At 32.4% G+C, this 12,305-nt stretch carries 7 protein-coding genes and 1 pseudogene; 3 read left to right on the forward strand and 5 right to left on the reverse strand.

The genetic code is table 11. From position 1 onward, the window contains the following. Positions 1-509 precede the first annotated feature (509 nt). A complete protein-coding gene (locus ACYFX0_RS02140) occupies positions 510-1,988 on the forward strand; it encodes an Lsa family ABC-F type ribosomal protection protein (protein ID WP_000061802.1) in 1,479 nt (492 codons plus the stop codon). A 152-nt stretch (positions 1,989-2,140) separates the two neighbouring features. Here ACYFX0_RS02140 and hlyIIR read toward each other — a convergent pair whose 3' ends face one another. The 4 genes from hlyIIR to ACYFX0_RS02160 all read right to left on the reverse strand — a co-directional run bounded on the left by hlyIIR (position 2,141) and on the right by ACYFX0_RS02160 (position 7,504). Continuing rightward, positions 2,141-2,746: a hemolysin II regulator HlyIIR gene (gene hlyIIR / locus ACYFX0_RS02145; protein ID WP_000520485.1), complete on the reverse strand. Its 606-nt coding sequence runs from the start codon at positions 2,744-2,746 to the stop codon at positions 2,141-2,143. 507 nt (positions 2,747-3,253) lie between these two features. After that, a complete protein-coding gene (hlyII, locus tag ACYFX0_RS02150; protein ID WP_000709372.1) occupies positions 3,254-4,492 on the reverse strand; it encodes a hemolysin II HlyII in 1,239 nt (412 codons plus the stop codon). A gap of 304 nt (positions 4,493-4,796) precedes the next feature. Then, on the reverse strand, positions 4,797-6,029 hold the full coding sequence (locus ACYFX0_RS02155; protein ID WP_000875666.1) for an N-acetylmuramoyl-L-alanine amidase: 1,233 nt from the start codon (positions 6,027-6,029) through the stop codon (positions 4,797-4,799). A 731-nt stretch (positions 6,030-6,760) separates the two neighbouring features. Continuing rightward, entirely contained in the window at positions 6,761-7,504 is a 744-nt protein-coding gene (locus ACYFX0_RS02160) for a M15 family metallopeptidase (RefSeq protein WP_001237444.1), read from the reverse strand. A 258-nt stretch (positions 7,505-7,762) separates the two neighbouring features. On the opposite strand from ACYFX0_RS02160, the pseudogene ACYFX0_RS02165 reads away from it, so the two are divergent. Further along, a pseudogene (locus ACYFX0_RS02165) lies at positions 7,763-8,016 on the forward strand (SunI/YnzG family protein). Between the two features lie 77 nt (positions 8,017-8,093). Here ACYFX0_RS02165 and ACYFX0_RS02170 read toward each other — a convergent pair. After that, a complete protein-coding gene (locus ACYFX0_RS02170; RefSeq protein ID WP_106081754.1) occupies positions 8,094-11,375 on the reverse strand; it encodes a VaFE repeat-containing surface-anchored protein in 3,282 nt (1,093 codons plus the stop codon). 575 nt (positions 11,376-11,950) lie between these two features. On the opposite strand from ACYFX0_RS02170, the gene ACYFX0_RS02175 reads away from it, so the two are divergent. Continuing rightward, positions 11,951-12,304 carry a hypothetical protein gene (locus ACYFX0_RS02175; protein WP_000473481.1) on the forward strand — a complete coding sequence of 118 codons (354 nt, stop codon included), beginning with the start codon at positions 11,951-11,953 and terminating at the stop codon, positions 12,302-12,304. Position 12,305 lies beyond the last annotated feature (1 nt).

Below are 12,305 nucleotides of genomic sequence, written 5' to 3' on the forward strand. Positions count from 1 at the left end.
TTACTCAAAGAATTATAAATGATCTAGGATTAGATGAAATTGAAGCTAATATTGCATCTCCCTAAAAAGAATGTTACTCTAAAAATAGAATTATGAAAGGAATGATGGATGAATAATGATTAACTAATTTATATTTTAAGTTGAATTTTATAACTTCAAACTACAAAATATAGGGTTAGTCTATCCATTTTTAAAATTCAGTTCATACTTTATTTGTCATGATTCAAATGATTAATAAGTACTTATTAAGTATAGACGAAAGACTAATCCTTCCGATTACAAATTGGGGGATTTTTTTATTCCCGTTTAGCTTAGTTGAAACTTACTAATTGTTAAATGTACTTCACAAATAAAGGAGCGAGAAAAATGAGTACTTCAGACACTATTGTTACACATGTAATGCTCTATATAAGTCGTTAATATCCATCAAACTTATATAGAGGAATTAAAAAATGGATGGATGTTCCGACTTTATATGAAACGTTTCGATATATAAAGGAGGAATTATTATGTCAATGATAAAGGTCCAAGACTTAACTTTTTCATACCCAGGTAGCTTTGATAATATTTTTGAAAGTGTAAACTTCCAAATAGATACGGATTGGAAGCTAGGATTTATTGGTAGAAACGGACGAGGTAAAACGACATTCTTTAATTTATTGTTAGGGAATTATGAGTATAGCGGGAAAATCCTTGCTTCGGTAGAATTCAATTACTTCCCCTACTCTGTTTCAGATAGGAACAAATTCACTCATGAAATCCTTGAAGAAATTTGTCCCCAAGCCGCAGATTGGGAATTTCTACGTGAGATATCCTATTTAAATGTTGATGCTGAGGTCATGTACAGACCATTTAAAACATTATCAAATGGGGAACAAACAAAGGTGTTGCTTGCTGCACTGTTTTTAAATGCGGGTCAATTCCTATTAATTGATGAACCAACAAATCACTTAGATACAGATGCACGAAAGATAGTCTCTAATTATCTAAGAAAGAAAAAAGGATTTATTTTAATTTCACATGACAGAATCTTTTTAGATGGGTGCGTTGACCATATCCTATCTATTAATAGAGCAAATATTGAAATTCAAAGTGGTAACTATTCTTCTTGGAAGTTAAATTTTGATAGACAGCAAGAGCACGAGAAGGCTACAAATGAGCGTCTACAAAAAGACATAGGGAGATTAAAACAGTCTTCCAAACGATCAGCAAGTTGGTCTCATGACGTGGAAGCTTCAAAAAATGGAACGAGGAATTCAGGCTCTAAGTTGGATAAGGGGTTTGTAGGACATAAAGCAGCCAAGATGATGAAAAGAGCAAAAAACCTTGAATCAAGGCAACAAAAAGCTATTGAGGAAAAGTCAAAATTACTAAAAAATGTGGAAAAAACTGAGTCATTAAAATTGGAACAATTGCAATTTAAATCAAATGAATTGGTTACTTTGGTTGACGTGTCCGTTAAGTACAATGACCAAATTGTGAATGAGCCGATTAGCTTCATAGTTGAACAAGGTGACCGAATTGTACTTGATGGAACGAATGGGAGCGGAAAAAGTAGTATCCTAAAACTACTTCTAGGACATCCGATACAGCATACAGGCTTAGTTACTTTAGGTACAGGACTCATCATTTCCTATGTCCAACAAGATACTTCTCATTTGAAGGGGTCGCTATCAGACTTCATTGAAGAGCACAAGATTGATGAAACCTTATTTAAATCCATCCTAAGTAAGATGGACTTTGATCGAATTCAATTCGAGAAAGATATATCTCATTATTCTGGTGGACAAAAGAAAAAACTGCTTATCGCTAAAAGTTTATGTGAAAAAGCCCATATATATATATGGGACGAACCACTAAATTTTATAGATATCTATTCCCGTATGCAGATTGAAGAACTTATTCAACAATTTAATCCCACAATGGTTATTGTTGAGCATGATAAAGCATTTCAACAAACAGTTGCAACAAAAACTATATCTATGTAGCTCAAAACGAATACTTGAAAATATAATCATTAACTTGAGTCCTTGAACTATAAAAACCTTAATGACGTGTTGAAAAAAGCCTAATTTCTCTACAATACATTGAGAAATTAGGCTTTAAATAGTAATAACAGAATTCATAAATACTGAATAATTTACACGTTAGGTTTATCTGTTAATGCAGTAACAATCCTGTCCACTAAGTCTTCTGGCATCCATTCATGATTTGTATCGTTCGTTTCATTTGGCCCTAAAGAATCAATAAACTTTTTAAACTTTGGAAATAAAACAATAGAAGTGATCCAATGTATCGTATGATTTATGGAGAAGAAATGAAAAACTCCTTGCTTTTCACCCTCCTGTAATATTTCTTTTAACTGTTCAAAATTACCTATGAAATACGGTTTAATCTTTTCTAATCGTGCACTTTCCTTAATAATCTCCTCATATGCCAATGATCCAATTTCAGGGTTCTCTTTTATATGTTTAGTAAAAACCGTTAAATATTCTCTAAGGGCATCGATAGGTTTAAATTGATTCTTCTCAAGAAAATTGGGTAGCTCATTAGCAAGACCATATTTCTTAAACACCTCATAATATAGGTTTTCTTTCCCATTAAAATAGTAAGAGGCCATAGCAACATTCACTTTCGCTTCTTTTGCGATTTCTTGTATGCTCGTACCTTCGTAGCCACGCTCTCCAAATTTTTTCTTAGCAGCCTTTAAGATATTTTCCATCGTCTGCTCTCGAGATTTCCCCATTTCACACACCTCAAATAGTATATATTTCACTTCAAAAACCCAATAAGGACTTTGAATAGAGTATCTTTTTAATGAAATTTAATTATATATTTAAAGTGGTAACTTAACAACCGATGAAGTTCTGATTACTTTAAACAATATCCCCTTGCGTAGCATCAATAGTTTTCAAATACTTTACGCTCTTTTCTAATTGAGTAAAAGAATAGACAAAAAACATCTAATTTTATCTTAATTTCGTGTGCGAATAAAAACATAATAAGGACCAAAGTTTATCCATTTTATAGATAAACTTTGGTCCTTTCGTTACATTATACAGATTTAAAATAAAATGAAACTTTAATCAGCCCTCACCAATCAGGCTTTTAGGTGCAGCAGGGCCCCCACCTAACTTCTTTGCTTCCGCTGAATTTTGAGGTGAGGGGTCTTACTGCCCACAAATAGCGGGATAAACTAGTATACTCGTAGCTTGATGAGAGAATTATCCATCAATCGTCCATCATTTTCTGACTAGATCTGTTTAATCTCGATATAAGGTCCTTTAATGTTTAATTTGTTAATATCATTAGATATATTGCCTACAGTTGATTTTTCATTAAAAGTATAGACCTTTTCACCATTTACAAAGATACCCCAATTCTTATCTTCATAACTGATACCATAACCAGCATTGCTAGACGTAGCTTTGAGTTGATTTCCATTCATTGAAAGAGATAACTTCCCTTTTCCTTTGTTAAGTTTATCATTCACGCTGTTGATACTATTCATTTGTTCTTCAAGGAATTTTTGGTTATCAAGAGTAACTTGATGGTTTTTCCAGTCTAATTTATAGTGGTTCGTAAAGAATTCATTATATGTATCTTTATTATTTGTTCCCCACCATTTTGAACTTACCCACTCAATATTGTACTGATCTGAAATTCTACGATTTGTTATTTTTAAATCTGATGTAGTTTCTGTTTTATCAGCAGTAATAACCGCTACTACGTTTGGAGAAAAACCATATCCTGTTAAAGCTGGTACTGTATCTTTTGAAACAAAATTATTCGTCCCTTCATTATAACTACGTGATTTCATAAATAGTTGATTACCATAGAAAGTATTGAATGAATCACGATTATAAATTCCCCACTCTGGGAAATTAAATGATTGGAATCCTACTTTCCAATTTAATTTCTTATCTGTGTGAGTCTCTAATACCGTTTTATAATCTACTTGATCATAAGATACACTTTCTTTCCAAGCAAAGCTACCTGTGATACTTGCATCGGCATTTGGCCCTTTATCATTTACTCCTACTTTAACACTTCCACCAAGTGTATACCCTACCTCAGAAGTGACCTTTGCTGAAGTCATTGTATTAACTGGGGCAGCTTTATGGAACTGAGCACTATCACCACTTGTTATTTCTGCTTCAGTATGATAAGCTGATGGCCATTTTAAGCCTGCGTTATAGTATCCACTATTAACTGTATATTTAGCATCAATATTACTACCATCAGTGGTCACAATTGCAATCTTTTTATCTGCGTAAGGATCCTCAATAAAAGAAACCTTTATCGAATTTTTGATATTCTGCTTCATGTCATAAGTAGTTTTAAAACTATTATAGACCTTCCCACCATTTTGAAGATTTTCTACAGTTCCTTTAGAATCTGCAAATGCAGATGTTGCTTGTAAACTAAATGATCCAGACATAATAACGGACGCTACCGCAACACATTTAGCTATTTCTTTTGCTTTTTTCATACAGACAGCCACTCCTTCTTAAACATTTAAAAGATATAAATATATTATTTCTAGTTCGCAAAAATAGAGATAGATTCATAGCCATACAATATAGAAATTCATTAACTTTTATGACACTAACTAAAAACACATGTTTCACTAATCTTCCTCTCACTATTATTGATAACTATTATCAATAATATTAAAACATAAAATAAAAATTTAAACAATAATTTTAAATACAAATTTAAAATTATTGTTTAAAAAAATACAAAAAAATTATAGAATTCTTCATTTCGAGAATTACTATATTTTCAATTACTTATTACAGCCTATATTCAGATACATTATTTCCTTTCCATTCATAATAATCTAAAATTCCTTCATAAATGGCTTCTGCTGCAATTTGTCTGCCATCTTCCGTAGATAATTTACTGTAATCAATACCATTATCTATAAACGCCAGTTCCGTCAACACAGCTGGCATGTCATTTTCCCTTATTACATGAAGGTCTCCATGTTTAACTCCTCTGTCTCGTGTTTGAAGTGCCTCTACTAAACGTGTTTGAATTTTTTCTGCTAAAACACGACTTTCTTCCACATGAGGATTTGTTTTTTCGGATTTAGAAGATTTATAGTAATATGTTTCTGTCCCTTTTGCATTACCATTAAAAGCATTTGCATGTACGCTTATAAAGATATCACCCTGATTTTTCTTAGCAAATTTAACACGTTCCTGTAAAGAACTTTTTTGATCATGCCCCGGTCTATTATCAGATTGACGAGTTAATAAAACTGTAAATGGTGTATGCTTTTCAAGTAATTGTTGTAGACGTAAAGAAGTGTCTAGTACAATCTTACTTTCAGGTAATCCCTTTGTGGATTTCCCAGGATCTTCGCCACCATGTCCAGGATCAATAATGATTGTTTTGCTTTCTAATGGGTTTTGGGGACGATGTTGCATCATATCTGTTTTTGCAGTAAGTTGAGCAGCTTCAGCACGTGTTATAAATCTATTTGGTTGCCAACCGTTCTCAGTACCATTGGAAATTTTCAAACCGATTAAAATATTGGCATATTTTTCTCCCCAATGCCCTTTTAAATCTTCAAATTTAACCTGCTCATTATGATTTGCTGCGCTTTGTAGTTTATATGCATTTACTAGCATCGTAGCCATAGCAGCACGAGTTACTTTTCCGGATGGATTGAAGATTCCATTTCCCTCACCTTTAACAATACCAGCTTTTTCAGCAGCAGCAATATACGGAGTAGCCCAGTGGTTTTGTGAATCTGTAAATGATGGTTTTGCATTAGAGTCAATTTGTATACCTAAAACTTTTGTCATAATTTTTGTAGCCGAAGCTCTGTCTAATGAGTCATTTGAACCGAACGTTCCGTCTGGATAGCCATTCAATACCTGTTTATCAACTAAATAATTAACGGATTTGTCCGCCCATGCAGGAACATCTGGGAACTTATGAGTATTTGCAAATGTATTAGATGAGTAGGTTAATAGACTTCCAGCAAGAATTCCTGTAGCAATTAATTTGTATTTCAAAATGTAACACCTCTATCAAATTATTACAATTTGGTAAATATATCATTTATAATTAATCTTTAAATAATACGACCTTGAATAAAGAATAGATTAAGTTGTTTATATTAATATATATCAGATAATAAATTTAAAATCGAATTATTGCTCCAAAAATAATCCTCGGACATACACTTATAGATAAAGATTATTAAATATACTCACCAACATTGTGTAACTAGTATAGTTACTTATACATACGAGTGTCAATTAAAATAACCTTACAATTTTGTAAGATAATCACCTTAATAGTAAATCAAGTAATTATTAAATAATATAAATAGTTACTAGATATAATAAAATAACACTCTTAAATTTTGAACAAAAACTAATTGTTTTGATAGGAAAATAACTTATAACACCCACATTGTTAACAATGCTTTTGAATCCTACTTTACTCTATAATTCTCTGTTATATCCCAACGTGAATGCTCCTATAATATAGTCAATTGCTGCAATGAATATATTCCCTCAAAAAACATCTCCAGAAGCCATCGAAAGTAGCCTTTATTAATACACCTACACAATCCATCTTTTCACTCCCCTAAGACATCCTCAAATTTTACAAGGAATGAAAAAAGAAGAGGGATACCTTCCCTCTTCACTAAAAAAATTAAAAAACACCTTAATTTATATCCCCTGCCTTTTACAATCTCACGTCTATTGATAGCCCGTTTAATTCTTCAATTCTATTTTCATAGATTCATGTATTCTTCTAAAGTCTGCTTTTGTTCATATATATTTTCAGCAATATCTCCTACATAGCGAATATGCCAAGGTTCATATGCATAACCTGTAATACTTTCCTTCCCCTTAGGATAACGAATGATAAACCCTGCACGATGCGCGTTTTCTTTCAGCCATTTTCCTTCCTTCGTATTAGCAAAAGATAGCTCTAATTCATTGTTCGCACTTTTAGAAGAAACATCCATTGTTAACCCTGTTTGATGTTCGCTATGTCCTGGTTTTGCCGAGAAGCGATCCGTATGCTCTTGTCCTTTTCTTTTCACATTGTTCGCATACAGTCGTTGTTGATAGTCATAGGAACGAAATCCCGAAACAGCATTTAACTGAATCCCCTCCTGCTTTGCTAAATCAAATAACTTTTCCAGTGCTTCTGCCGCCTCTTTACGGAGGTGGCTCTTTTCTACCGTTCCACTAAATGAGAATGGTACATTTGGTACAACTAAATCCTCTGGTTTATAATCTTCGGGTAATCCATATTCCTTATTAACTACAGCCTGTATACTAGCAAAAGAACTTTCATTGTATTTTGATTGCCCTTTTCCTCTACTATCTTTCTCTTTATTTATGGAGTTTTCACGAGATTCATAGTTCGTCTTATCTGGTTCTTTACCAATAGATTGATTGGTGTAAATTATAAAAATACCTAACATCATAATTACACAACTGAAAATCCCTACTAATTTAAGTCTCATTATTCATTTCCTTCCTGCAACTCTTACTGTTTCTCGTTCATAATATCTCAACCATATCAAATTCATATTAATTTGAAGTGAACTTTTGTTCTTAACATATTTCTTAATAGAAAGACTGTATATCCTTCTATTTGTTTGACATCATTAAGATGCTCACAAATATAAATAAATTCTATGGCTACATATAGATAAAAAATCTAAAAATTTATATAACGAGATTAGAAGTGTAGCATATTATTGTTGAAGGGTCTTGGTATAATGCTAGGCATTAATGTAAAAAAACAAATGAAGAGTTAATTATTTCATGGCAATTGGCGGAGATTACAATTCCATTACGTGATGTGATTGAGGTTACCGAAGATGCTACCTATGCTGGTGTTGAAGACGTAGATGTAATACGTATTGGAGCAGCTTATGGGACAACAGACCGTATTTTAATTAAAACAGTAAAACAAAATTATATATTATTTACTACAAATAAAGTTGCTATTTTAAATGCCATTCAGACTTAAATATAGGAGTTTTCTTGGCTAAAATGATAAAAATAAGCACATCTTGTTATAAAAACAGATGTGCTTATTTTTAATTTCTATGCATTTTTACGTTTTAAGAAAATCACTCCACCAACAATTAACAGTAATGCTCCTGCAGCCATAGAGATCCAACTTGTAAGATTAGTACCTGTTTGTGGTAACCATCCAATTTTAGATTGGATTTCTTTCTTAGGTTGTGGTTGTTCTTTTACTTGCTCGTTAGGTTGCTCTGGTGTTGGAGTATTTTCATCCGAATTCGGCTGTTCTGGTTTAGGTTGTTCCGGCTTTACCTCTTTAAATTTCACTGTTTGTCCCTTATCTTCAATTTCAGCGTGAATAGCTATTAATATATTATCTTGATACAGTTCTTCAAATACTACTACTTCTTTACCTTGTAATGCAGAAGCATTACATGTGAAATCTAGTATGATAGAACCATTCTTCTCTTTAGCAGTAAACTTAGATTCTACTGTTACCTCTTTACCATCAACTAATAATGGCTTGTTTGTTGCTTTATCCATTAGTTTACCTTTTACAACGTACTCTTTACCCACGATTAAGTCTTTGTATTCCACTTTATCTTGGATTGTTACAGATTTAGAAGCGTCTAACTCTTTAGAACCATCAGCTTTATTTGTAGCTGTCGTTTTAATAGAAGGTTCTACAAACCGAACTGTTTGACCTACATCATTAATGTCAGCATGAGTTGCAATTACTTGACCTTCATGTAATAAGTCTTCAAACACGACTACTTCTCTTCCTTGCTGTTCAGCACCAACAAAAGTAAAGTCTAATGTTACAAAACCGTTCTTTTCTTTTGCAGTAAACTTCGTTTCAGCTGTTACTTCTTTTCCATCAATTAATAATGGTTTGTTAATAGCTTTGTTCATAAGTTTACCTTTTACAGTGTACTCTTTACCTACAACTAAGTTAGTATACTCCACTTTGTCTTGAATAGTGATAGAATCCTTTGAATGAATCTCTTTTCCACCATCAGCTTTGTTTGTAGCTGTCGTTTTTACTGATGGCTTAACGAACTTAACTGTTTGACCTTTATCATTGATATCAGCATGTGTCGTAACAACTTTTCCGTCTTTCAGTAACTCTTCGAATACTACTACTTCTTTTTCTTCTAAACCAGTTGCATCAAAAGTAAAATCTAGTGTAATAAAACCATTTGCTTCTGTTGGTGTAAACTTCGTTTCAGCAGTTACTTCTTTACCATTTACAACTAATGGTTTATTAGTCTCTTTATTCATTAATTTACCTTTTACAGTGTACTCTTTACCTACTTGTAGATCTTTGTATTCCACTTTATCTTGGATTGTTACAGACTTAGACGTGTGCATTTCTTTTGTACCATCTGTTTTATCAGTAGCTGTTGTTTTTATTGAAGGAATCTTTTCATCTTTGACAATGTGTTTAATGATTTGACCATTCTCTTTAATTTCAAAAGAGAACGTTTCTTCATTTAATACATAACCTTTTGGTGCAACAGTTTCTTTATATGTGTATTTTCCAAATGGTAACTTTTCAAATTTAGCGATTCCTTTATCGTCTGTTTTTCCTTTTACTACTTCTTTTCCTGCTTCGTTATAAATCGTAAATTCTGCATTTGGAAGCTTGTTATTTCCATCAGCTACATCTACCTTTGTAATTTCTAGATCACCTTTGATAAGATGATTAACTGCCAATAACTCAATAATCTTTCCATGTTCCTTTATTTCGAACATAATTGGTTCTTTAACAAGAACATAACCATTTGGAGAAGCCTTTTCTACAAATGAATATTTACCATACGCTAAATCTTTGACGTTAATCTCACCATTTTTATCTGTTTTATATTCACCAATTACTTTTCCACTTGCATCTTTTAGCTCGAATTCTGCACCTTCTAATTTTTTACTAACATCTTCATTATCCACTTTAAGTAATTTTACACTACCTTTTACTTCTGTATTTTCCACTGTAAAAGTAAGTGTTTTATTGTGCTCTTTAATTTCAAAAGGATACTTTGTTTTATTTCCAATATATCCATTAAGTGTTTGTGTCTCTAAGAAATAATATTTACCATACGTAAGACCTTCAACGTTTGCAATTCCATTTTCTTTTGTTACTACTTTTTTCACTTCTTTACCATCTTCAGTGAAGACTGTGAATTCAACATTTGGTAAAACCTTTCCTGAATCACTAAGCTTTTTAATTTCGATGTTACCTTTTACTTTGTTATTTACTATTTGGACAGCTCCTGTTTCTCCTGTCTTAACTTCAATAGTTTGTGGTTTATCATCTGAAACATAGCCTGTTGGTGCTTTAATTTCTTTTAATGTGTAAGTACCAATTGGTAAGTTGTTTAATTCTGCTATACCATCAGCACCAGTCGTGATTTTTCCAACTGATTCATTATTTGCATTAAAGACCTCAAATACTGCATCAGCTAAAACTTCTCCATTTTCTCCAACCTTTTTAATTTTTAAAGAACCAGCTGCTTCCCAATTTACTGCAAGATCACTACTAAGCTTTTCTTCATTTCTTTCTAATAGTACTGTAGCATTCTGAACAGTATCCGTACCACGGTAAGCAATTGCTTGAACTTTTGTTAAGTTTGCAGCAACACTTAGATTAAATTCACCTGTTTTAGTATTTTTAGGAATTTGGATACGGAATTTCTCTCCAACTGAAAGTTGATCTTTCACTTCACCATTTTCACTAACAATTTTTACTCCATTAGGTGCATTTTTTGCTACTACTTTATAAGAACCACCCTTAGCATTTGTTTGTACTGAATATAGATTTGTTTCGAAGAATTCACCCTTTAATTCTGCTTTTTGCTTTTCAGCAGGAATCACATTCATAAAAACATCTTGAGTCTCCTCACTATTATTAGCATTACTAATAATAGCCTTAGCTGCTTTTTCAACATTTTTATTCTCATGTTTTAATTCATTTACATCAAGTTGACCTAATGCATTCCAAACTGCAAGCTGAGTTGCGTAGTGTGCCTCATTCTGATTAGCTACTCCCAACTGCTGAACACTTTTTTGCGGGAAACCGTTTAATAGGACCCTATATACTACATTATCTGTTTTCCCCATTTCAGGAAGATCTTCACCATTTGGTGATTTTAGTCCAAGAGTTAAGCAATAAGCAATTTGACCACTTGAATTTTTAATCATTTCAGTTCGAATGTGCTTTCCTAAACTATTACTATAACTCCAGTTCATTGAATATTTCTCGTGCGTCATAACCTCTGCACTAGCCCTAGGTAAAAATACATTAAGGAATAATGCCAGTACTGATAATAATGTAAAAACTCTTATAATGACTCTCTTACCCAATTTTGTAACCTCCCTAGAATAAATTAATCCGAGTATATATCGCAATATCTAAAACATTCACGATCGACCCGATTATCATTATAAAACAATAAATTACAAATATTAAATAATTTTAATGAAATAGTCAAAAAATTTACACATTTTATTATTTATCAAGTTTTTTAACGAATTTACTATATACAAATTCTAAAACACGCCTACAATTTAAAAGACAAATATGTATGTTAAATATATAAATAGCAATTCCTTTGCTCCAGTTATTAATCTTCTATTAACCTTCCCCTTATTAAAAATAGCCTTTTCATTTTCTTGTTAATCCGAGTAATTTATACACCTCTTTTAATCTATTAATTCTCTATTACGCTCCTTCATTGAGATATAAGGGTGACTCTTCATTCAAAGAATAAAGTAAAACTTTATTCAGCCCGATCCCCATCTAACTTCTCTGCTTTGAGCCTTACTGCCCACAAATAGCAGGATACATTATGCAACATTGCATTTGATAATCATTTTCAATGTAACTATAATGATTACAGGATTGCTATTAGTCCAATATTCTACATGGAGGTTTTATTATGTTTAAAAAAATTATTGTATCTTCTATGGCGCTTACTATGTTCGGTGGAGCTGCAACTATGCTAGAGGCACCTACTGCTCAAGCAGCTTCTTATAACTCAACATCATCCTCTTACTTTGATGTCACTCCTGAAGAGGCCGTGGCTTTCTATCAATCTCAAGACTATAAAAAATTAAAAGTATTTTTGGATGACTTTGAAGCTAGAAACCCTTATGCCCCAGGTGGAGGCTACGCTCAAGGTAGTGTACGTATGCAAAAATTCAACGATGCTCTTAGAGATGCCAAATTAACAAATGTCTACCAAGAATTTATTAGAATCTCTTACTACAATCATTATCCAGAACCAAAATAAT

Source organism: Bacillus sp. NEAU-Y102, assembly GCF_054788175.1.